General features: G+C 71.3%; 22 protein-coding genes, 1 tRNA gene and 1 pseudogene. 16 read left to right on the forward strand and 8 right to left on the reverse strand.

The window, feature by feature from the left end:
* Positions 1-12: 12 nt before the first annotated feature.
* Positions 13-756, forward strand: coding sequence for a transporter substrate-binding domain-containing protein (locus tag ACIQRW_RS23960; RefSeq protein ID WP_403763837.1), 744 nt, complete (start codon positions 13-15; stop codon positions 754-756).
* Between the two features lie 119 nt (positions 757-875).
* On the opposite strand, the gene ACIQRW_RS23965 is transcribed toward ACIQRW_RS23960, so the two are convergent.
* Positions 876-1,376, reverse strand: coding sequence for a GNAT family N-acetyltransferase (locus ACIQRW_RS23965; protein ID WP_403763839.1), 501 nt, complete (start codon positions 1,374-1,376; stop codon positions 876-878).
* 514 nt (positions 1,377-1,890) lie between these two features.
* Between ACIQRW_RS23965 and ACIQRW_RS23970 the strand changes: the two genes are divergently transcribed.
* On the forward strand, positions 1,891-3,324 hold the full coding sequence (locus ACIQRW_RS23970) for a hypothetical protein (protein ID WP_403763841.1): 1,434 nt from the start codon (positions 1,891-1,893) through the stop codon (positions 3,322-3,324).
* 39 nt (positions 3,325-3,363) lie between these two features.
* Here ACIQRW_RS23970 and ACIQRW_RS23975 read toward each other — a convergent pair whose 3' ends face one another.
* Positions 3,364-3,534, reverse strand: coding sequence for a DUF6381 family protein (locus tag ACIQRW_RS23975; RefSeq protein ID WP_265597540.1), 171 nt, complete (start codon positions 3,532-3,534; stop codon positions 3,364-3,366).
* A 151-nt stretch (positions 3,535-3,685) separates the two neighbouring features.
* Entirely contained in the window at positions 3,686-4,120 is a 435-nt protein-coding gene (locus ACIQRW_RS23980; protein ID WP_403763844.1) for a hypothetical protein, read from the reverse strand.
* A gap of 209 nt (positions 4,121-4,329) precedes the next feature.
* Here ACIQRW_RS23980 and ACIQRW_RS23985 point away from each other — a divergent pair, with 209 nt between their 5' ends.
* Together ACIQRW_RS23985 and ACIQRW_RS23990 are read left to right on the forward strand one after the other, a co-directional pair.
* The gene (locus ACIQRW_RS23985; RefSeq protein ID WP_403763846.1) at positions 4,330-4,824 is read left to right on the forward strand and encodes a helix-turn-helix domain-containing protein; all 495 of its coding nucleotides are present in this window, start codon (positions 4,330-4,332) and stop codon (positions 4,822-4,824) included.
* Complete coding sequence (locus tag ACIQRW_RS23990) at positions 4,817-5,203, forward strand: DUF4180 domain-containing protein (RefSeq protein ID WP_403763848.1); 387 nt, start codon at positions 4,817-4,819, stop codon at positions 5,201-5,203. Before ACIQRW_RS23985 ends, ACIQRW_RS23990 begins: the two co-directional genes overlap by 8 nt.
* A 55-nt stretch (positions 5,204-5,258) precedes the next feature.
* Here the strand turns inward: ACIQRW_RS23990 and ACIQRW_RS23995 are convergent.
* Positions 5,259-5,651, reverse strand: a pseudogene (locus ACIQRW_RS23995) (sporulation protein); the annotation flags it as partial.
* 220 nt (positions 5,652-5,871) lie between these two features.
* Between ACIQRW_RS23995 and ACIQRW_RS24000 the strand changes: the two are divergent.
* The 5 genes from ACIQRW_RS24000 to ACIQRW_RS24020 all read left to right on the forward strand — a co-directional run bounded on the left by ACIQRW_RS24000 (position 5,872) and on the right by ACIQRW_RS24020 (position 10,000).
* Complete coding sequence (locus ACIQRW_RS24000; protein WP_403763850.1) at positions 5,872-7,209, forward strand: hemolysin family protein; 1,338 nt, start codon at positions 5,872-5,874, stop codon at positions 7,207-7,209.
* Positions 7,206-8,222 (forward strand): hemolysin family protein, encoded by a 1,017-nt coding sequence (locus tag ACIQRW_RS24005; RefSeq protein ID WP_403763852.1) that lies wholly within the window; start codon positions 7,206-7,208, stop codon positions 8,220-8,222. The genes ACIQRW_RS24000 and ACIQRW_RS24005 overlap by 4 nt, the downstream gene beginning before the upstream one ends.
* Before the next feature lie 125 nt (positions 8,223-8,347).
* Complete coding sequence (locus ACIQRW_RS24010; RefSeq protein ID WP_403763854.1) at positions 8,348-8,968, forward strand: L-threonylcarbamoyladenylate synthase; 621 nt, start codon at positions 8,348-8,350, stop codon at positions 8,966-8,968.
* Positions 8,969-9,038: 70 nt separating this feature from the next.
* Entirely contained in the window at positions 9,039-9,659 is a 621-nt protein-coding gene (locus ACIQRW_RS24015) for a hypothetical protein (RefSeq protein WP_403763856.1), read from the forward strand.
* Between the two features lie 116 nt (positions 9,660-9,775).
* On the forward strand, positions 9,776-10,000 hold the full coding sequence (locus ACIQRW_RS24020) for a hypothetical protein (protein WP_003964170.1): 225 nt from the start codon (positions 9,776-9,778) through the stop codon (positions 9,998-10,000).
* On the opposite strand, the gene ACIQRW_RS24025 is transcribed toward ACIQRW_RS24020, so the two are convergent.
* From ACIQRW_RS24025 to mptB, 3 genes are all read right to left on the reverse strand, one after another.
* A complete protein-coding gene (locus ACIQRW_RS24025; protein WP_403763858.1) occupies positions 9,985-10,554 on the reverse strand; it encodes an AAA family ATPase in 570 nt (189 codons plus the stop codon). The genes ACIQRW_RS24020 and ACIQRW_RS24025 overlap by 16 nt on opposite strands.
* A gap of 35 nt (positions 10,555-10,589) precedes the next feature.
* Positions 10,590-12,266 (reverse strand): ABC-F family ATP-binding cassette domain-containing protein, encoded by a 1,677-nt coding sequence (locus ACIQRW_RS24030; protein WP_403763860.1) that lies wholly within the window; start codon positions 12,264-12,266, stop codon positions 10,590-10,592.
* 308 nt (positions 12,267-12,574) lie between these two features.
* Complete coding sequence (gene mptB / locus ACIQRW_RS24035; protein WP_403763862.1) at positions 12,575-14,089, reverse strand: polyprenol phosphomannose-dependent alpha 1,6 mannosyltransferase MptB; 1,515 nt, start codon at positions 14,087-14,089, stop codon at positions 12,575-12,577.
* 197 nt (positions 14,090-14,286) lie between these two features.
* Here mptB and ACIQRW_RS24040 point away from each other — a divergent pair.
* A tRNA-Trp gene (locus ACIQRW_RS24040) sits at positions 14,287-14,362 on the forward strand.
* A 15-nt stretch (positions 14,363-14,377) separates the two neighbouring features.
* On the opposite strand, the gene ACIQRW_RS24045 is transcribed toward ACIQRW_RS24040, so the two are convergent.
* The gene (locus tag ACIQRW_RS24045) at positions 14,378-14,647 is read right to left on the reverse strand and encodes a hypothetical protein (protein WP_003964175.1); all 270 of its coding nucleotides are present in this window, start codon (positions 14,645-14,647) and stop codon (positions 14,378-14,380) included.
* Between the two features lie 149 nt (positions 14,648-14,796).
* Here ACIQRW_RS24045 and ACIQRW_RS24050 point away from each other — a divergent pair, with 149 nt between their 5' ends.
* The 6 genes from ACIQRW_RS24050 (at position 14,797) to ACIQRW_RS24075 (ending at position 20,260) form a co-directional block, all read left to right on the forward strand.
* Positions 14,797-15,417: a DinB family protein gene (locus tag ACIQRW_RS24050; protein WP_403763864.1), complete on the forward strand. Its 621-nt coding sequence runs from the start codon at positions 14,797-14,799 to the stop codon at positions 15,415-15,417.
* Between the two features lie 101 nt (positions 15,418-15,518).
* Positions 15,519-16,352, forward strand: coding sequence for a PP2C family protein-serine/threonine phosphatase (locus ACIQRW_RS24055; RefSeq protein ID WP_403763866.1), 834 nt, complete (start codon positions 15,519-15,521; stop codon positions 16,350-16,352).
* 62 nt (positions 16,353-16,414) lie between these two features.
* Positions 16,415-17,440 (forward strand): MASE1 domain-containing protein, encoded by a 1,026-nt coding sequence (locus ACIQRW_RS24060; RefSeq protein WP_403764081.1) that lies wholly within the window; start codon positions 16,415-16,417, stop codon positions 17,438-17,440.
* Between the two features lie 313 nt (positions 17,441-17,753).
* The gene (locus ACIQRW_RS24065; RefSeq protein WP_403763868.1) at positions 17,754-17,948 is read left to right on the forward strand and encodes an antitoxin; all 195 of its coding nucleotides are present in this window, start codon (positions 17,754-17,756) and stop codon (positions 17,946-17,948) included.
* A 278-nt stretch (positions 17,949-18,226) separates the two neighbouring features.
* Positions 18,227-19,828: a sigma-70 family RNA polymerase sigma factor gene (locus ACIQRW_RS24070; RefSeq protein ID WP_403763870.1), complete on the forward strand. Its 1,602-nt coding sequence runs from the start codon at positions 18,227-18,229 to the stop codon at positions 19,826-19,828.
* 54 nt (positions 19,829-19,882) lie between these two features.
* Positions 19,883-20,260 carry a VOC family protein gene (locus ACIQRW_RS24075; RefSeq protein ID WP_403763872.1) on the forward strand — a complete coding sequence of 126 codons (378 nt, stop codon included), beginning with the start codon at positions 19,883-19,885 and terminating at the stop codon, positions 20,258-20,260.
* The last annotated feature ends 44 nt before the right edge of the window (positions 20,261-20,304 follow it).

Below are 20,304 nucleotides of genomic sequence, written 5' to 3' on the forward strand. Positions count from 1 at the left end.
AGACTCGACGCCATGACTCAGCAGCCCGCGTCTCCCGCCCTCACCTCCACGTTTGCGCCCGGCGGCGCCCTGCGTGCCTCGATCAACCTCGGCAATCCGATCCTGGCCCACCGGGATCCGGCGAGCGGCGAGCCGGCCGGGGTCTCCGTCGACCTCGCGAGGGAGTTCGGGCGGCGGCTCGGGGTGCCCGTCGAGCTGGTGGCCTTCGAGAGGGCCGCACTGTCGGTCGACGCCGTGCGGGCCGAGCAGGCGGACATCGGATTCTTCGCTGTCGATCCCGCCCGGGGCGAGGGTCTGCGGTTCACCGCCCCGTACGTCCTCATCGAGGGTGCGTATCTGGTGCCGGAGGCGTCCCCGATCTCCGAGAACGGCCAGGTGGACCGCGAGGACACCCGGATCTCGGTCGGGGCCAGGTCCGCGTACGACCTCTTCCTCACCCGCGAGATCCGCCGGGCCGAGATCGTCCGGCTGGAAGGCGCCCCTCGCGCGCTCGCGGCCCTGCGGGCGGGTGAGGTCGAGGTGGCCGCCGGTATCCGGCAGTTGCTGGAGGCCGAGGCCGCACGGGCCGGGGGCGTACGGGTACTGCCGGGGCGGTTCATGGTGATCCGGCAGGCCATGGGGGTGCCGGCCGGGCGAGGGGCTGCGGCGCAGGAGCTGCTGGCGTCGTTCGTGGAGGAGATGAAGGCGGTCGGTTTCGTCGCCGACGCCCTGAAGCGTCATGGCGTGGAGGGCGCGATCGTGGCGCCCGCGGGCTGAACCTTCTCCGGTCAGACGCCGGTTGAGGGCGTGGCGATGGGGATGCCGACGTCGAACTGGACGGGGCGGGCATCGGGCGGCTCCGCGGGCCCGCCCGGGTGAAGGGCGCGTTCTTCGCCTCAGCAGTGACGAGTCAGAACACGGGTGGTACTGCCGTCGTCCTCCTCGATGTCCCTCCTGTGCTCGAAGCCGATTCTGCGCAGCAGGGTCAGCGAGGCCTCGTTCGCGGCGGCGACCGTGGCGTGGACCTCGGTCAGTCCGAGGGTGTCGAAACCGTGGGCGACCACGGCCTGTGCCAGCTCGGTTCCCAGGCCGGATCCCCATGCGGTGGGGGCCAGGGCATAGATGATCTCGTGGCCGTCGACGGCGTCGGTCCGCTTGATCTCGGCGTGCCCGACGAGGATCCCGTCGCGGCGCACAGCCCAGACGGCGAACAGGTCCTGGGCGTAGACCTTGGTGAAGACCCGCCCGAACAGGGCCCGGTCCTCCGCCTCGGTGGAAGGGCCGTCACCCAACCATCGGGACACCTCGGTGTCCTGGAACAGGGCGACGAAGTCCTCTTCGTCCTCGGGGGCGTACGGCTCCAGCAGGAGCCTCTCGGTGCGCAGGGTCGGGGTCACGGCGCGTGACGCTACCCGGGCGACGACCGCCCGGGCAATCGACATTTCCCGCACACCGGCGAGACACCGGCAGAAGCACGAGCGCTCCGCCGCCTCGAAGGGGAATCATCCACTCTTACGGGGTAATGCCTGACAGATCACGGGACAGTACCTTGGAGATGGCAACGAAGAAGACAACTGACCGAGCCTCAGGTAGGTCAATGTCCAAGCGCCCGGAGCGGTTTACCCAGTAGTGAATCGCAGAAGTGGGCCGACATGGCCATTCCCCTTGCCCACCCCAGGCCATGACCAGCTGCGGGAACACGCAGCCGGATGACGGTCGGCGTCATGTCGGGACACACCCGCGGCCAACGGGCCGCCGGAAGGCCTTCTTCCACTCATCGGCTGCACGGAGCTCAGCGAAGCCACCAACAACCCTTCCCTTCCATGGAGTTGACCCATGAGCGCATGCGGCTGTGGGCAGTCACCGATCGCCATCGGCGACTGTCGGCCCTCCAATCCGCCCTGCCCTCCCGTGACTTGCCCCGGCTCCAAGCCGTGCGAGCACTGCGAGACGACCCCACTGCGCGATTCCGCGCCGTACCGGGTCACAGCGACCGCGAGCACCACCGACCCGACGCCGTACTACACCATCGCCAACACCCATGCAGCACTGGACCCTGTCGTCGCCCAGACCATCCTGAACAGTGGCACGGGAGTGTTCCCGGCCGACGACGGGACGCACAACGGCCAGCACACCTGGCTCGCCGGCGTCGTGCACATCGACCCCGCGTCACTGCGCGGCAACCCCACCGGCGTCACGATCAGCGCCTCGGTCCATGTCCACAACGACGGCAGGAACCCGGCCTGCCGGCTCTACGGCCGCTTCGCTCTGTGGAACGGCACGACCCCGGTCCGCACCGAACTTTTGGGCCCACCCGATCTGCCGGCGGGTGGAGACGACAACGGCGTCATCCCACCGACCACCGTGCCCCTGGCTGACGTCCTCGCGGGAAGGATCGTCGTCGAGCTCAACCTGGAGACAGGTAACGACGAAGCCTGCCGAGTCGGCCCCAAACAGTGGACCGTCGACAGCTTCGTCCTCACGGTCCAGGCGTCCGCCCCTGGCTGCGGCAGACCGTTCCTCCGTACGACCTGCCGCAACTGCGACGGTGCGGTCACCTGCACGACCGACACCCTCGACGGCTCGACCCCCTACGCCCCGGTCCCGCCGGTCATCCCCGTCGCCTCCTGCCAGGACGGCTGCGCCACCGCCCGCCCTCCGTGTCTCTCCACCGACCGGGACAACGCCATCACCCGGGGCAGCGACGGGTGTCTGTACGCACCCGACACGCCTTCCCTGGACCCCTCCCCGTGCAATGCCGCACGGAACACGACCGGCGGACTACTCGTGCCGCGGATCGACCTGACGGGTCTCGCTCCCGGCGGCAACACCGGCATCGAACGGTCCGTGGACATCGATGTCACCGGAGCGCCCGGCTGCCCCGAGAAGTGGGAGATCGGCGCCCGCCTCACACCGGTGAGCGCGTTCCTCAACGCCGAGCGGCAGCACGCCGACCTTCTGGCCCGCGCCGGTACCGACGTGCCGATCCCCGAGTCCGACATCGTGCTCCCGGAAGCCGGCGTCTACCACATCGACAGCGACGTACGGTACGCGCTCGGTTCCGCCACCGGCGGCAGCGGCTACATCATCGGCTGGCTCAGGGACGAGACCACGGACACCCTCCTGACGAGCTTCACCCAGATCGCGGCGATCAACGCGACAAGGCAGGAGCAGCAGGGCGGAACCACACACATCATGACCGAGTACACGGTCGCCTCCGGCCCCCGGACGGTCCGCCTGCACCTGATGTTCGTCCTCACCGGCGGCAAGATCTCCGACGCCGAGGCCGGCGGCACCGACAGCAATGGCGCGACCCGGATGCGCTTCCTCAAAGTCAGGGATTAGGAGGTGGTCGCGTTCGAACGCGACCACTGCGACAGGCCTTCAGGAAGGGCGGGACTCGGCCGTCGGCTCCTCGCGCAGCAGCCGCAGCGCCTTCTCCCGCAGCCGCTGCCGGTGCTCGGGGTCGGTGGCCCGGTCTGCGGCACGGCCCAGCTCCTCGGCCCGTTCACGGTTGCGGCGGGCTCGCTCCATCGGGGTGTCGTACAGGTTCATGGCGTGTCCTCCGTCTTCGGTCCTCCGTCGGCAACCAACGTTGCGTGCGCGACCGGAGCCCCAGCGTCACCGGAGTCCGTCCGGTCCGCATCTCGTGCGGCTACGTTCGGTGACGGCAGGAGGGCGGGTTCCGGAGGACGGCGACCGCCCGTCACTCGGCGGTGTGGTCCGGATGCCCCTCGGTCCGCCTGGTCGCCTTCATCTCGGCCTCGTAGAGGTGGTCGCGGCCCTCGGCGAGCGCCTGCCTGATCTCACGTTCGATCGTCCGGAACACGTCGTAGTAAGTGGTGTTGTACTCCTCGACGATCTGGAAGGTCCAGTGCCCGGGGATCACGTTGCGGCCGAGGATCTCCCGTTCGACCCGCTCGGCGTGTTCTCCCTGCCCCGCGGCGCGGAGCAGTCGTACGGCGTCGTCGAGCGCGAGGTCGGCGCTCCCGGTGAGCTGATGGAAGTCGTAGAGGGCGCCGCGGGCACGCTCGACGGTCTCCAGCGCCTTCGAGAGTGCCCCGAGGGCCTCGACAGTCCTGTCGGTCACGCCTTCGGGTCGCTGGTGCTGCGGATCGGGCGGCCGGTGTTCGGGGTTCATGGGATTCCTTGTCCGTGGGCGGCCGTGTCCGTGGCCGGCCGTTCGTTTCCCGCCTCGCTACCGGGGCTTTCCCACTGTCCTACTCCGGGCCTCGTCGCACCCGCCGAGTACGTCCGGGGCGGGTGACCACGAGCCGCGATATTCCCTAAACGACGCTATTCTCGCGCATGAGAGTCCGCAGAGAGCCGTTTAACGTAGGATACGGAATTATGAGGAATGACGAGCAGGAGCTCTACTCGGTCGGCGAGGTGGCCGAGCTGCTGGGGCTGCATGTGCGGACCGTCCGGAACTACGTACGCGACGGCCGGCTCAAAGCTGTCCGGATCGGCAAGCAGTACCGGGTCCACAAGGAGGATCTGGCCGCCCTGGCCGGTCGCCCGACCGACGACACGACCCCGCAACCGACATCCGCGCCGGGGCATGTGGAGGTGTCCAGCATCGTGCAGATCGACGCGCTCGGTCCGGACGCCGCGCACCGGCTGAGCACGTTCGTCACGGCGGGCGCGCAGTCCGGGCGGGACGTGTCGGACCCTCTGCGCATCCAGACGGTCTACGACGAGGAGCGAACCCGGATGAAGATCGTCATTCTCGGCGGCGCCGCCGCCACCGCCGATCTGCTGCACATGATCGACGGCCTGCTGGGCCCGGACAGCGGCCTGTTCACCTCAGCCTCCACGTCCACACAGGGGGCGGACCGTGCCTGACGTCGTTGCGTACCACGGTGTTCCGGTCCTGGTGTGCGACGCCGCCGGAGTCACCATCGCCGACGTTCAGGACGCCCTCGACCATCTGATCGGGGCCGCGTTCGCTTGTGCGGAGGTGGTCGCGGTGCCGTCCGCACGGCTGGACGACCGCTTCTTCGACCTGAGCACCGGCCTCGCCGGAGCCATCCTGCAGAAGTTCGCGAACTACCGGCTGCGCCTCGTCGTCCTCGGGGACATCGGCCATCATCTGTCGGCCAGTTCGGCCCTCCCCGACCTCGTCCGCGAGGCCAATCGGGGCCGGGACATCTGGTTCGTGCCGGATCTGGACGCTCTCGCCGACCGCCTGGCCCCGAACGGGGCTCGCCGGTCGTCCGGCTGAGGCAGCCGTCTCCGAGACGGCGATGATCGACGGCCAAGCCCGCCGCGAGCCGGACGCCCTTGTCCCGCGCTCCCGCGACCTCCAGCTCTGTCCGGATGCCGAGCACGGGGCCGAGGTGCTGGCCGTGGAGCTCGGTGATCGGCGTCTCCCACGGCAGGGTGACGGTGGACGGCACCGTGTGCTCGGCCTCCTTGGCCAGCCGGAACCCACCGCCGACGGTGAACCGTTCGAGGACGACCGTGCCCTCGTGCTCCTCGTCCTGGTTCTCCATTTCGACCCGGGCGACGAGGAGAAGCGACATCCGGTCGACCGTCACGTCCGATCCGCCGCCCCGCAGGCGGACCTCCCCGGTGAGGAGGCCTCCGGGCAATGCGGGGCCGGGCTCCAGAACGGTGTCGCCCGAGGGTCCGCCGACCCCGAGGGCTCCGAGCAACTTCGCCATCAAGATCGCGGATGCCGTGGCCGCCCGGGGCGGCACTCCGTGTGACACCCGCCACTCCCCATTGCTTTGCGTTCCCTTTACTATCTATGGGGCGGGTTCACACCCGCATTCCACCGTCGATCCCGACGACCCGAACAGAGAAGGAGCTGCGCACCGCAATGGGTGAGCCTCCCAGTACGAACCGTGTCATCCCTGATCCCACGCACCAGGGGACGGAGGTGACACGGTGAGCGAAGTGGCCCTTCTTCTCCTCGCCCTCGCGCTGACACTGGCCTGCGCGGTGTTCGTCGCGGCCGAGTTCTCGCTCACGACCATCGAGCGCAGCGAGCTCGAACGCGCCGTGAAGGCCGGGGAGCGTGGTGCCGAGAGCGCCCTCAAGGCAGCCAAGCGGCTCACCTTCCAGCTCTCCGGCGCCCAGCTCGGCATCACCGTGACCTCCCTGGTCATCGGCATGCTGGCCGAGCCGTCCCTCGCGGTGCTGCTGCGCGGCCCGCTGGAGGGCGTCGGACTGCCGGCCGGCGCCGTGTCCACGGTCGCCACCCTCCTCGGTGTGGCCGTCTCCACGGTGGTCCTCATGGTCATCGGTGAGCTGGTCCCGAAGAACTGGGCGATCTCCAGCCCGCTCACGGTGGCCAAGGTCGTCTCGACCCCGCAGCGGGCCTTCACGGCCTGTTTCGCTCCGCTGATCCGGCACCTCAACAACACCGCGAACCGTTTCGTGCGCCGCCTGGGCCTGGAGCCGGCCGAGGAGCTGGCCTCCGCCCGTACGCCGCAGGAACTGATCGCGCTCGCTCAGCACTCCGCCCGCGAGGGCGCCATCGAGCAGGACTCGGCCGAGCTGTTCGTCCGCACCCTGCACCTGGCGGAGCTGTCCGCCGAGAACGTCATGACGCCGCGCGTCGACGTCCGGGCGCTGGAGGCGCACGCCACCGCCGCCGACGCCGCCAACCTGACGCTGGCCACCGGCCTGTCCCGCTTCCCGGTCTACCGGGACAGCCTGGACGAGGTCATCGGCACGGTCCACATCCGCGATGTGCTCGCCCTGGACGAGTCCGAGCGGGGCCGGACCCCGGTCACGGCCCTGGCGACGGAGCCGCTCCTCGTACCCGACTCCCTGCCCGTCGACCGGCTGCTCGCGCAGTTGCGCAAGCACCGGACGATGGCGGTGGTGATCGACGAGTACGGCGGTACGGCGGGGGTCGCCACCGTCGAGGACATCGTCGAAGAGGTCGTTGGCGAGGTCCGCGACGAGCACGACCCCCATGAGCGCCCCGACCTCGCACCGGCCGAGCCGCTCGGCGACGGGCGCCCGGTCTGGGAGGCGGAGGGAAGCATCAGGCTGGACCAGCTCGACCGGATCGGCTTCGGCGCGCCGGAAGGCCCCTACGAGACGCTCGCCGGTCTCCTCGCCAACCAGCTGGCCCGCATCCCGGTCCGTACGGACCGGGTGGAGGTCGACGGCTGGCAGTTCGACGTGCTCGACATCGAGCACCACCGGGCCGACCGGGTCCGGATCAGCGCGCCCGCACCGGCGCCGGCCCTCGTGGAGGAGGACGCCCGATGACCGCCATCCAGCTCGCCATCGGCGCGCTCACTCTCCTCACCAACGCGTTCTTCGTGGGCGCGGAGTTCGCCCTCATCTCGGTCCGCCGCAGTCAGATCGAACCGCAGGCCATGCGGGGCAGCCGACGCGCGAAGAGCGCCCTGTGGGGCCTCGAACACCTGTCGGCCGCCATGGCCACCGCGCAGCTCGGCATCACCATCTCCTCCCTGGTGCTCGGCGCCGTCGCGGAACCGGCCATCGCCCATCTGCTGGAGCCGCCGTTCGACGCGGTCGGCGTGCCGGAGGCGCTGGTCCACCCGATCGCCTTCGTGATCGCGCTGACGCTGGCGACGTATCTGCACATGCTCATCGGCGAGATGATCCCGAAGAACATCGCGCTCGCCGCCCCCGTCGCCACCGCGCTGGCCTTGGGGCCGCCCCTGGTCGGCCTGACCCGGGCGCTGCGCCCGGTCATCTTCGGCATCAACGCCTTCGCCAACATGCTGCTGCGGCTGCTCAAGGTCGACCCCAAGGACGAGGTCGCCTCGGTGTTCACCGACGACGAGCTCGTACGGCTGGTCAAGGACTCCAGCGACGCCGGGCTGCTGGCCCCGGCCGACGGGGAGCGTCTGCGGGACGCGCTGGAGCTCGGAACCCGGCCGGTCGGCGAGGTGCTGGTCCCGCTGAACCGGACCGTCACCGTCGACCTGGGCATCACCCCGCAGGGTCTGGAGCGGGCCGCCGTCGCCTCGGGCTTCTCCCGGCTGCCGGTCACCGGGCCCGACGACGGGCTGCTGGGCTACTTCCACATCAAGGACGCCCTCGGCGTCGCGGAGCGCACCAAGGCGCTGCCCACGAGCGCCCTCCACCCCGTCATCCGGGTCGAGATCGACACCCCGCTCGACGACACCCTCACCGCGATGCGCGCCGCCGGTACGCATCTCGCGGCGGTCGCCGGGGACAAGGGCACGGTCATCGGCTTCGTGACCATGGAGGACGTACTGGACGAGCTGGTGGGGGCCGCCGCGGTCTGACCGGCCCGGCGGTGAACTCCACCGCGCGAAGCGGAAGAAGAGGCGGCCCGTCGTACGACGGGCCGCCTCGCACTCTTCCCGGCGGAGGGCTCTACCGGTCCGGCCCGAGCGCGTAAGCTCGGCGAATGGCCAAGTACTTCGACGTGCACCCCGCAAATCCCCAGCCCCGCACCATCAGCACGGTGGTCGACAGCATCCGGTCCGGTGCGCTCGTCGCGTACCCGACCGACTCGTGCTACGCACTGGGCTGCCAGTTGGGCAACCGTGACGCCCTCGGCCGGATCCGGTCGATCCGGAACCTCGACGACAAGCACCACTTCACGCTGGTGTGCCACGACTTCGCGCAGCTGTCGCAGTTCGTGCGTGTGGACAACGACGTGTTCCGGGCGGTCAAGGCGGCGACGCCCGGCAGCTACACCTTCATCCTTCCGGCGACGAAGGAGGTTCCCCGCCAGTTGCTGCACCCGAAGAAGAAGACGGTCGGTGTGCGCATCCCCGACCACGTCGTGACCCAGGCCCTGGTCGCCGAGCTCGGCGAGCCGTTGCTCTCCAGCACCCTGCTGCTGCCCGACGAGGAGGAGCCTCTGACGCAGGGCTGGGAGATCAAGGAGCGGCTCGACCACGAGGTGGACGCCGTCATCGACTCGGGCGACTGCGGCACCGAGCCGACCACGGTCATCGACTTCTCCGGCGACGAGCCCGAGATCGTACGCCGCGGAGCCGGGGACACGTCCCGCTTCGAGTAGCCCGTACGGCGGCCCGCCGCGCCGGTCGCCGGTCCTCCCCCGTCGCCCCTGACGGGGGAGACTGGCGGGCGTGACAGGTGAGCGACTGCGGTTCGACGGCTGGATCGCCGGTGTGGGGACCGCCTCGGGCACCCGGCTGGTGGTCGGCCACTGGCCGCGTTCGCCGTTCGGGGCGTTCAGCGACGTCATGGTCGAGCATCCCGACGGCGTACGGGTCCTGCTGGCCCCGTCCCGGCGGATCGCGGACTTCGTCGCAGCCACGTACCGCTTCGACCAGATCGAGGTGGTGCCCGTGACCGTCACCGTCACCGGCGACACCTGGCTCGTCGAGGCGGGACTGCTGCGTCTGCGGCTGCGGACGGGACGCCACTCCGCCCTCGGCCTGCTGCTGTCCGCCGTACCGGCCCCGCTCGCCCGCAGCCCGCTCTGGGCAGCGCTGTGCGATGTGCCGGCCCGGCTGCTGATGCCCGGCGTACGCACCCTGGGCCGCGCGGGTCCGGGGCGGCGGGAGTGGTACGGGGCGCGGGGGCTGCGGCCGGTCGTGGCCGCCGACGCCGTGCTGGACGGGGCGGGCCTGGGGCGGCTCGCCCCGCTCGATCCGCCCGTCGCCTTCGGGTTCGGCTCCGCCCCGCGCAGGCCCTCCCTGGTGCGCGTCACCACAACGGTGGAACTCTCGACCGCCGAGCGCTGAGGCCCTCCTCGGCCGCCGGGGAGGGCGCGGGAGCCTTTTCAGGAGCGGCTTCTGCCCGCCGTCGGAGGGGGCGGGCCGGGGATGCGAGGGTGCGGGGCGCGTCGCAGGGTGGACCCATGGCGAATCCCCCGATCGTCATCCACCGGCCGACCCCCTCGGGCGGCCGCCGGGTGACCGTGCACTACGAAGGCCGGGACGAGATACTCGGGCTGGCCCACAGCGACCACGACGTGATCGTGTTCCTGAACGAGGCCGGCCTCGAAGAAGCGGACCGGATCCTCGACAATCCGGTCTGGGTGGAGTGGCGGGGCGGGCGGGCCCACCACTACGAGGCGGCCTGAGAGGCCTCATCACCTGAACCTTCCGCACCGCGCAGCCCGTCGAGGATGGCCGAAACCGTCTCCTCGGGCGTCTGGCCGGATGTGTCCAGCCACAGGCCGATACGGGGCGTCCCGCTCCGCAGATACGCGTCGAACGCTTCGACCGTCCACGCCCCGTACCCCGTTTTTGCCCGCGTTTCCTCCCTCTCGCGCACGGTCGCGGGTGAGGGGGCGAGCACGACGACGTGGAGCGGGCGGGTGCGGACCCTGTCGACGTAGCGGGGCAGGTCCTCGCCGAGGACGATGTCTTGGACGACGGCCGTCCACCCGTCGTCCGCGTAGGCGTCGGCCACCTGTGCCGAGATCCGCTGGCGCAGGTCGAGCTGGCTCCGTGCCTCCTCCGCCTCGTCGGGTGTCATCTCCGCCCGGCCGGAGACGATCATGCGGCGGAAGACGTCTCCGCGCACATGGACCGCGCGTGGCAGGCGCTCCGCCAGGAGCTGGGCGACGGTGGACTTCCCCGCGGCCATCACTCCGGTGATCAGTACGACACAGGGGCCGAGGTCAGCGCCCATCCGGATCTCCTCCTTCATCGATCGTGCGGTCGGTGTCACGCCGTGCCCGCCGGGGTCGACTGCGGGCTCCCGAACAGTTCGCGGACCTCCTCGGCGTCGGTCTCGCGCAGTGCGTCGTCCAGCAGGATCCAGCGGGTGATGCCCACGGACTCCAGGAAGGGCAGGTCGTGGCTGGCGATGACGAGCGCGCCCTCGTAGGACTCCAGGGCACTCGTCAGCTGCCGCACGCTGGCCAGATCCAGGTTGTTCGTCGGCTCGTCCAGCAGAAGCAGCTGCGGGGCGGGGGCGGCGAGCATGGTCGCCGCGAGGGCGGCCCGGAAGCGTTCGCCGCCCGAGAGGGTGCCCGCCGGCTGCTCCGCGCGGGCCCCCTTGAAGAGGAACCGGGCGAGCTGTGAGCGGATCTGGTTGTCGGTGGTGCCCGGGGCGGTGCGGGCGACGTTGTCGGCGACGCTCAGCTCGTCGTCGAGGACGTCCAGCCGCTGCGGAAGGAACTTCAGCGGCACCGCCGCCGTGGCCTCCCCGGTGCTCGGCGCGAGCTCCCCGGTGAGCGCCCGCAGCAGCGTCGTCTTGCCGGCCCCGTTACGGCCGACCAGGGCGATGCGTTCGGGTCCCTTCACCTGGAGGCTGCCTTCGCGCAGCCGCCCGTAGGGGAGGCTCAGGTCCCGTACGGTCAGGACGGTGCGGCCCGCGGGTACGGCGGTGTGGGGCAGGCTGACCTTGATCTCGGCGTCCCGGCGGATGGCTTCGGCGGCTTCCTCCCTGCGCTCGCGGGCCTCGTCGAGGCGGTCCTCGTGCAGCCCGCGCAGCCGGTCCCCGGACTCCTGGGCCGAGCGCTTGCGTTCCCCGGCGACGATGCGCGGGGCCTTCCGCTGGCCGTCGAGCTTCTTGTCGTGGCGCTGACGGCGGGCGACCTTGATCCGGGTCTCCTCCAGTTCTCGCTGCTGACGGCGTACGTCGGCGTCCGCGGCGCGCAGCATCCGCCCGGCGGCCTCCTGTTGGGTGGCCAGGGCCTCCTGGTAGGCGGACCAGCCGCCCCCGTACCAGTTGACCGAGCCCGATCGCAGTTCGGCGATGCGGTCGACCCGCTCCAGCAGGTCCCGGTCGTGGCTGACGACGATCAGGATGCCGGTGCGCCAGGAGTCGACGGCGTCGTAGAGCCTGCGGCGGGCGAACAGGTCCAGGTTGTTGGTCGGCTCGTCGAGGAGGAGGACGTCCGGGCGTTCCAGGAGCAGCGCGGCCAGGCGCAGCAGGACGGTCTCCCCACCGGACAACTGCCCGACGGTGCGGTCCAGTTCGACGGCGCCGAGCCCGAGGGAGCCGAGGGTGGCCAGAGCGCGCTCCTCGACGTCCCAGTCGTCGCCGACCGTCTCGAAGTGCTCCTCCCGTACGTCTCCGGACTCGATGGCGCGCAGGGCGGCCCGGCGCTCGCCGATGCCGAGGGCCGCGTCGACGCGTAGGGAGGTGTCCAGGGTGATGTTCTGGGGCAGGTAGGCAAGGTTTCCGCCGACCGTGACAGACCCCTCCGAGGGACGCAGCAGTCCGGCGAAGAGTCGCAGCAGGGTCGACTTGCCGGCGCCGTTGGCTCCGGCAAGACCGGTGCGGCCCCGGGGGACGGTGAGGGAGAGCCCGTCGAAGAGGTTCGTGCCGTCGGGCCACCGGAAGGTGAGGTTGGAGGCTGCCACGGAGGCGCTGGGCGCGGTGGGATGGCTCATGTGGTTCTCGCAGTCGGAAGCGGGGAGGAACGGGGGCTTCGTATGCGAACAGCACGCGGCGACCCGGCCGGGGCCGGAAGGTGGTGAGGAGAACAGTCCTGCGAAGGTGAGGGACGGCTCAGCACCGAGGTCGCATCCACGCGGAAGTCACGGGCGGCAGAAATGCCGACAGCGTCGTGACCATGTACGGGCCAGGGCCGTACCGCGCGATGATCGCGGACCTCAGATGCGCAACGTCCACCTCTATCGGAGACAACAGGACCCGCGCAGCATAACCGAGGCTCTTGGCGGACGTCGAGGAGATTTGTTCAGGGAGCGCTCTGCGGCGCCGGGGCGGGCGAGGCGGTGGACTCGGGGGTGTCCTGGTTCTCCTCCGAGCCCGCCGGGCCCGTGGGGCGCCGCCGGCCGGGCAGCCGGACGCCGGGCGGCACGACGGGGGTACGCCGGAGGGCCAGGGTGCCGAGGACGGCGGCGAGGCCGGCCAGGACGAATCCGTAGGGCGGGGTGGCGCCCATGGGGTGGGTCTCGTACACCAGCGCCGCCGAGAGCACGATCAGGACGGCGGAGAGGCGGCCGTACTGTTCGGTCGCGGCGACGACGGCCATGCCCCACAGCAGGTACCAGGGCTGGACCATGGGCGAGAGGGCGACCAGGACGAGCAGCGAGAGGCCCAGGGCGTGGGTCGGCGTCATACCGCCCCGCATCGCACGCCGGGCCAGCACGACGATCACACCGAGCGCCACCGCCAGGCCCAGCGTCTGGACGGCGGACTTGACGGGTTCCGCGTCGACGCCCAGAAGCAGGTGGGCCAGCTCTCCCAGTCCGAGGCCGATGTCACTCGTGACGGAGAGCGCGGTGTGGATGTTCGCGGCGACGCCCTGGGTCCGGAGCCAGCCGAATCCGGTACCGCTGATCAGCGTGGCCCCTCCGGCCACCGCGCAGGCGATCAGGCCGGGTGCGAGCAGTCCCTTGGCCCAGCGGCGCCACTGGGGGCCGCTCGCGGACGCGTGCACGAGGACTCCGATGAACAGGAGTGCCACGGCCGCCGGGGACTTCACCATCATGGCGAGGCCGACCAGGGCGCTGCCCGCGATCCACCTGCCGCGCAGCGCGAGCACCAGGCCGGCGAGCATCAGGCCGATCATCAGCCCGTCGTTGTGCACGCCACCGACCACGTGCATCAGCAGCAGCGGGTTGAGCGCTCCCAGCCACAGGGCGCGGCTCTCGCCGCGGCCGTGTTCGCGCGCCAGGCGGCGCAGGGACCAGACGATCAGGGCGAGGGAGAGGAGCGCGACGAGCCGCATCGCCAGGACGGCGGGGACGATCGTGCCGCCGGTGATCCAGGCGACGGCCGCCGAGAGCAACAGGAAGAGCGGTCCGTACGGGGCCGGGGTGTCGCGCCAGTGGTTGCCGACGCTCGCGGCGGCGTCGCCGCCGATTCCACCGGGGTCCAGGGCGGAGGGACCGACGGTGTAGACGTCGTGCCCTTCGACGACCATCGAGCCCTGGGCGATGTAGCTGTAGACGTCGGCACTGTAGAGCGGGGGCGCGAGCAGGAAGGGGGCCGTCCACCAGGCGAGGGTGACGAGGGTCTCGCGGACGGTGGAGGCGGTCTTGCCGTACTGCCACCAGGCCACGACGAGCACGGTCAGTCCGACGTAGGCGAGGACGGCCGCCGCCGCCTTCGTGGCGGACCCGTGGTCGGTCCACAGGCCCCAGGGGTCATGGACCGGCAGCTTCCCGGCGAACCAGCCGCCGGCGACGATCGCCAGAGATCCTGCCGCACCCAGCCGACGGTGCCCGACCGCGCTCAAAGCCCACATGACCGGCCAACCTATCGGACAGCCCGGACCGGCCCGCAGCCCCTCCCCCGGCCTGCCCGGCATCCCGGAGGAGGCGCCGCGCCGCATCCGGAGCCCCGGCCGGCCGTGGGGCCGTTCCGCACGACGGGGCTCAACGCCGCGCCCACGTAAATCTGTTGGCGTGGGGGCACGCGCGTGCCAAGCTTCACCCGTAACCAAGGGGCGTAGCTCAGCGGCCAGAGCGGCGGTCTCCAAAACCGTATGTCGCAGGTTCGATTCCTGCCGCCCCTGCCATCATCACCCGGCCTTTCACCGCACGTCGCCGCGCCAGTCCCACTGGTGGCTGTCCGGCGACCGCGGTCCGTACTCGGCGCGTCCTCCGGGCCCGTAGGCGCCGATCTCGGTGACCAGCCCGACGCCGTCGCGCAGGTCCGCCTCGCCCCAGCCCGTGACGTCGAGCAGCAGCCCGTCGAGCGGGCCGCCGACCAGCTCCCGGTAGTCGTGCCCCGGCCTCGGCCCGGGGCGGGGGTCGTCGTGGTCGGTGCCGTACACCCGTCGCTGCCTCATCAGCTCGTCCATGCGGGCAGCATCCCATCGGGCACTGACAACGGCTCGGTACGAGGGTCCATCCGGCCAGTGGCCGCCGCACTCCGCCGGTCCGGGCGAGCGGGACGGCGGCCGGCGGAAATGGGCGTGCGCCCGCCCGGTCGCCGTGACACGCTCCACCGATGACCCTCCCACCACGTCTGATCCCGCTGCTGGAACAGTTCGACTTCGCCTGCGAGCGGCTCCTCGCCCGCTTGGCCGGTCCCGTCATGGACAGCGGCAACGGCGTCGACATCGGCGTCACCCAGCTCGGCGACGACGAACACCTCTGGGAACCCGTGCCCGACTGCTGGTCCGTGCGCCGTCGCGGCGACGCCCCCGGGGCGCGGGCGACCGTTCTGACGGGAGCCGGCGACTGGGGGCGGGACTCGGCGGACTCCCCGCATCCGTTCCCTCCGCCGTTCACCACCATCGCGTGGCGTCTGAGCCATCTCACCGAGATGCTCACTCTCCGTGCCGACCACACCTGTGGCAGCAGGACGCTGACGCGCGACGGCTACCGCACTCCGGGGGACGCCGCCGGGGCGGTGGCCGCCTTCGAGACCGCGTCCGCCGCCTGGCGCGAAGCCCTGCTCACCGCCGACGACGTGGCCCTGGACACCGTCGGGTACAGCACGTATCCGAACGGCAGCGACGCCGAGGATCCCTTCGTCGACATCGTCTGGTGGGTCAACCAGGAGGTGCTGCACCACGGTGCCGAGATCGCCCTGCTCCGCGATCTGTACCGCGCCCGGCGGCCCTGAGCGGCGCCCCGGGAGCTCGCGGCTACGCGGAAGCGTCCGCAGTCGCCGCTCAAGGACGCCCGCCATATGATTCAGGGACATAACGCACCGCGGAGCGGCACATGAACCGGCGTCGGACTCCCCGCTCAGTTAGCGCCGAGGACCTGCTCAACACCTTGCAGAACCTCACTGCCCGCGCTCGGCGCGAGGTGGAGTTCCATCAGGCCAGGGTGGAACTGGCGCAGGCCCTCCAGCGCGACATGCTTCCGGCGGCGCTGCCCACGGTCCCCGGTCTCCAGTCGGCGGCACGCTACGCGCCCGCCCGCCACGGTCTGGACATCGGCGGCGACTGGTACGACGGTTTCCCGCTTGCGGACGGGGCCCTCGGCTTCGCCATCGGCGACGTACAGGGGCACGATGTCGAGGCCGCCGCCTTCATGGGGCAGGTCCGTATCGCGATGCGGGCCATCGCGGGCACGGCGTCCGATCCTGGCGAGATCCTCGGCCGGACGAACGATCTGCTGGTGTCCGTGGACTCGGGCCTCTTCGCGACCTGTACGTTCATGCGTTTGGACCCGACGACCTGGGAGCTGCACAGCGCGCGGGCCGGGCACGTGGCATGCGTGTGGGCGACCACGGAGGGGCGGTCCGGCGTCACGGAGGACCCGGGCGGCCTGCCGTTGGGTATCGAGCCGGGCGAGGGGTATCCCGTCACCCGGCGCACCCTCGACTCCGACGGGGCGATCGTGCTGCTCACCGACGGGGTCGTCGAGGGACCGTCGCTGCTGATCGAGGACGGCCTGGAGCGAGTACGGCAGCTGGTCGCCGCGCACGTCGGGGCGAGCGCGGCGCAGCTGGCCGACGAAGTCCTGCGCGCGACGGAGGTGACGGGGCACGAGGACGATGCCGCCGTACTGGTCCTGCGGCATGCCGCCGCCCGCCGCGGGCCGCGGTGACGCCGGACCGTACGCGCGTGTCACCTGCCGAGTCCCATCGCGGCCGGTGTCTGATGAGTGGTGTGATCCGCACCGAGGAAGCCAGACGTCGGGCCGTGTACGTGGCGCAGATCCTGGGCGTGGCCGGCGCCTACTACCTGTCGGGGCGTCTCGGGCTGATGCGGCAGGTCGTCGTGGACGGCGCGGTCGTCACGCCCCTGTGGCCGCCCACCGGCATCGCCCTGGCCGCACTGCTGTGCCTGGGCGTCCGTGTCTGGCCGGGCATCGCGCTGGGCGCACTGCTCACAGTCCTCGAGACCGGCGGCGCGTTCACCGTGAGCAGTCTGGCCATCATGTTCGGCAACACGGTCGCCCCGCTCGCCTCGTACGCCCTGTTGCGGAGGGTCGGCTTCCGCAGCGAGCTGGTCCGGCTGCGGGACGGGGTCTGTCTGGTCTTCCTCGGTGCGTTCGCGGGGATGCTGATCAGCGCCGCCATCGGGAGTTTCACGCTGCTGCTCGACGGCAAGGTCCCGCCGGGACGATTCTGGCTGGTCTGGTCGTCCTGGTGGGCGGGGGACGTGATGGGGGTCCTGGTCGTCACCCCCGTGCTGCTGGTCCTGCGCGGGGTGCGGTGGCCCCGCCCGTCCGACCGGTGGCTGGAGGCGTCGGTCCTCGCGGTCGTCGTGGTCGTGTCGTCGCTGATCGCCACGCGCAGCTCGCTGTCGATGATCTATCTGGTGTTCCCGGTGATCATCTGGGCGGCCCTGCGCTTCCAGCTGCCCGGCAGCGCTCCGTGCGCCCTGGTCGTCTCGGTGCTCGCCATCATCGCCGGTACGGATGGAGTGGGGCCGTTCGCGGGGCACAGCCTGATGGAGATCATGGCCAATCTCTCCCTGCTCACCGGAAGCGTCGCGCTCACCACGCTGCTGCTCGGGGCCGTCGTCGCGGAGCACAAGAACATCCGCCGCGAGACGGAGTACGCCGTCGAGGAGCTGGAGGCCCTGGTGGAGCAGTTGGCACCGCTGTCGGGGCCGGCCGCGGCGCGGTACGAGGACAGAGAACGGCGGCACGGCCCGCTCGACGGCGGCCCCCACCGGGACCACCGGTAGCACGTACTGCGCACCAGTGCCTCGAAGGGCGGGAGCGCCGACGGTCAGTACGGCAGGGGGCGGCCGGACGGGGTGCGCAGATCCAGCGGCGGCGGCCCCGTAGGGGGCGGGGGACGACGGACGACAACTCGGATGCGGCCCATTGCCACCACCTCCTCCTGGTCAACCGGTATGTGCCCAGTCGGCGCGGCTTCACACTTCCCGGCCGCCCCGTCCCACCTGTCGGCATCCTCGTCGTCCCTCGGCGCGGATGCGGGCGGTGCCCGGTGCGGTGACCCTTGAGATGGGGGCGCAGAGTCGACGAGGAGGACGCATGTCCGCACTGGACAAGATCAAGAAGATGCTCAAGGGCCACGAGGAGCATGTCGGCAAGGGCATCGACAAGGCCGGCGACATGGTCGACGACCGTACGAAGGGCAAGTACAAGGGTCACGTCGACACCGGTCAGGACAGGCTCAAGCAGCAGTTCGGGACGGACCGCGACCAGGACGGGCCGCCCCGCACCTGAGCCGCCCCGCCGGTGACCGGACGGCCGCCGTCCGACGGCCGCCGTCCGTCCCGCGCACCGGGCCGTGCCACGGATCGCTTTCCGTGGCACGGCCCGGTGCGCGGAGTACGTCGAGCCCCCGCGCGCACTGGCCAACGGGGGCCGACGAGACCCGTGGCGGAGGGGCGGCGGCGAAGATTTCCGGGGTTGCCCTCCGGATTCTTGTTATCGTCCCGCCCGCACCCCATCTCCCGAGTGTGGGAAGTGACAGCACCGGACCCCGGAAGAGTGAGCACAGCATGGGCAAGGATCACCCGACGGTCTTGATCGCGGCGGCGCGGAGCGGCGACCAGCAGGCCAAGGACCAGCTCGTCTCGGCGTACCTGCCGCTGCTGTACAACGTCGTCGGACGTGCGCTGGACGGTCATGCGGACGTGGACGACGTGGTGCAGGAGACGGTGCTGCGCATGCTCCGGGGCCTGCCCGAACTGCGCGACCCGGAGCGCTTCCGTTCCTGGCTGGTGGCGATAGCCATGAACGAGATACGCACGCACTGGCGTGACAGACAGTCCGGTGCGATACCGGCGGACCGGCTGGACGCCGCGTACGACCTGCCGGATCCCCGGGCGGACTTCGTCGAGGTGACGATCCTGGAGCTGGGCCTTACCGGCCAGCGTCGCCAGGTAGCGGAGGCGACACGCTGGCTGGACGAGGACGACCGCGCCCTGCTGTCGCTGTGGTGGCTGGAGACCGCCGGGCACCTGTCCCGTGCCGAGGTCGCCGCAGCCCTCGAACTCTCCCCGCAGCACACCGCCGTACGGGTGCAGCGGATGAAGGCCCAGCTGGAGGCGGCGAGGGTCGTGGTGGGCGCGCTGGCGGCCGAACCGCCGTGCGTGCTGCTGGAGGACATCGCCGCCGGCTGGGACGGCGTCCCCTCCGCCCTGTGGCGCAAGCGGCTGGCCCGCCACGCCCGCGAATGCACCGTGTGCTCGGGGCACCGCTCGGGGCTCGTTCCCGCCGAAGGGCTGTTGGTGGGTCTCGCACTGGTCCCGGTGGCCGCGGCAGGAGGGAGGGCCGCTCCGGAGCTGCTCACCACTGCTGCACACCTCCAGGTGCCCGGTCCTGGCTCGCACGGCGCCGGGGCGGGGCGCGCGGAGCGCAGACGGGTGCAGGCCCGACGACGCCGTCGTAACTCAGCCATAGCCGCCGTGGTCGCGGTCGCCGCGCTCGGCACGGGCGGCGCGGCGGTGCACCTCTACACCGACGGCGACGACCGGGACGCGACGACCGTCACCGCCGACGCTCCGGCCCCCCGCTCCCAGGCGCCCACCTCGGCCTCACCGGCGTCGTCCCCGTCCCCCTCGGCCTCCGCGTCCGTGTCGCCCAGCGCCTCCCCGACGCCGAGTCCCTCGCGTACGCCCAAGGCCAAGCCGAAGAAGAGCACCCCGGCACCGCCCGCGCCCACCACCGCCGCCCCGGCCCCGAAGCCGGACCCGCCGGCGCCCGCGCCGCCCGCACCGGCGGGGACCGCCGGCCAGGTCACCGATCTGGTCAACGCCGAGCGGGCCAAGGAGGGCTGCGGTCCGGTGACCGTCAACGATCAGCTCAACACAGCCGCGCAACGGCACTCCGCCGATATGGAGGCCAAGGACTACTTCTCGCACACCTCGCAGGACGGCAGGGATCCAGGCGACCGGATCACCGCCGCGGGGTATCGGTGGTCCACCTACGGCGAGAACATCGCCAAGGGCCAGCAGACCCCGGCCGACGTGATGCGGTCCTGGATGGACAGCCCGGGACACCGCGCGAACATCCTCAACTGTTCCTTCAAGGAGATCGGCGTCGGTAAGCAGAATTCGGGCGGCGGTCCGGTGTGGACACAGGTGTTCGGCGCCCGCTGAGTCCGCAGGGACAGGTGGTCGGGGCCGCCCGCTGGACGCCCCTAGGATGCCGCCATGATCGCTCAACTGGAGTGCGTGGCACTGGACTGCCCGGACCCGAAGGAACTGGCCGGCTTCTACGCGTCATTGCTCGGGGGCGAGGTCGACCGCACCGACCGGAGATGGGCGTGCGACGCGGACTGGTCCACGCTGCACACGCCCGGTGGACTCGTCCTCGCCTTTCAGCGGGTGGCCGACCACCGGCCGCCCGGCTGGCCCGGCCAGGACCCGCCCCAGCAGTTCCACCTGGACTTCGGCGTCACCGACCAGGAGCAGGCGCACGAGGTGGTTCTGGCGTGCGGGGGGTCCCTGCTCGACGCCGGGGACGAGGCGCGCGGGTGGCGTGTGTACGCCGACCCCGCCGGGCACCCCTTCTGCCTGGTACGGCACTGACCGTTCCGGCACCGCTCGCGCGCCCGGGCCCGTCCGGTGCGGCC

Origin of the sequence: Streptomyces sp. NPDC091287, from assembly GCF_044768525.1 — a bacterium.
In the GTDB taxonomy this organism is placed as follows: domain Bacteria; phylum Actinomycetota; class Actinomycetes; order Streptomycetales; family Streptomycetaceae; genus Streptomyces.

Bases quoted from the DNA above. Each gene is read 5' to 3' on its own strand.
- ACIQRW_RS23960 (WP_403763837.1), top strand. From the start codon at position 13: ATGACTCAGCAGCCCGCGTCTCCCGCCCTCACCTCCACGTTTGCGCCC.
- ACIQRW_RS23975 (WP_265597540.1), bottom strand. From the start codon at position 3,534: ATGAACCTGTACGACACCCCGATGGAGCGAGCCCGCCGCAACCGTGAA.
- ACIQRW_RS23980 (WP_403763844.1), bottom strand. From the start codon at position 4,120: ATGAACCCCGAACACCGGCCGCCCGATCCGCAGCACCAGCGACCCGAA.
- ACIQRW_RS23985 (WP_403763846.1), top strand. From the start codon at position 4,330: ATGAGGAATGACGAGCAGGAGCTCTACTCGGTCGGCGAGGTGGCCGAG.
- ACIQRW_RS24005 (WP_403763852.1), top strand. From the start codon at position 7,206: ATGACCGCCATCCAGCTCGCCATCGGCGCGCTCACTCTCCTCACCAAC.
- ACIQRW_RS24010 (WP_403763854.1), top strand. From the start codon at position 8,348: ATGGCCAAGTACTTCGACGTGCACCCCGCAAATCCCCAGCCCCGCACC.
- ACIQRW_RS24020 (WP_003964170.1), top strand. From the start codon at position 9,776: ATGGCGAATCCCCCGATCGTCATCCACCGGCCGACCCCCTCGGGCGGC.
- ACIQRW_RS24025 (WP_403763858.1), bottom strand. From the start codon at position 10,554: ATGGGCGCTGACCTCGGCCCCTGTGTCGTACTGATCACCGGAGTGATG.
- ACIQRW_RS24030 (WP_403763860.1), bottom strand. From the start codon at position 12,266: ATGAGCCATCCCACCGCGCCCAGCGCCTCCGTGGCAGCCTCCAACCTC.
- mptB (WP_403763862.1), bottom strand. From the start codon at position 14,089: ATGTGGGCTTTGAGCGCGGTCGGGCACCGTCGGCTGGGTGCGGCAGGA.
- ACIQRW_RS24045 (WP_003964175.1), bottom strand. From the start codon at position 14,647: ATGGACGAGCTGATGAGGCAGCGACGGGTGTACGGCACCGACCACGAC.
- ACIQRW_RS24050 (WP_403763864.1), top strand. From the start codon at position 14,797: ATGACCCTCCCACCACGTCTGATCCCGCTGCTGGAACAGTTCGACTTC.
- ACIQRW_RS24055 (WP_403763866.1), top strand. From the start codon at position 15,519: ATGAACCGGCGTCGGACTCCCCGCTCAGTTAGCGCCGAGGACCTGCTC.
- ACIQRW_RS24065 (WP_403763868.1), top strand. From the start codon at position 17,754: ATGTCCGCACTGGACAAGATCAAGAAGATGCTCAAGGGCCACGAGGAG.
- ACIQRW_RS24070 (WP_403763870.1), top strand. From the start codon at position 18,227: ATGGGCAAGGATCACCCGACGGTCTTGATCGCGGCGGCGCGGAGCGGC.
- ACIQRW_RS24075 (WP_403763872.1), top strand. From the start codon at position 19,883: ATGATCGCTCAACTGGAGTGCGTGGCACTGGACTGCCCGGACCCGAAG.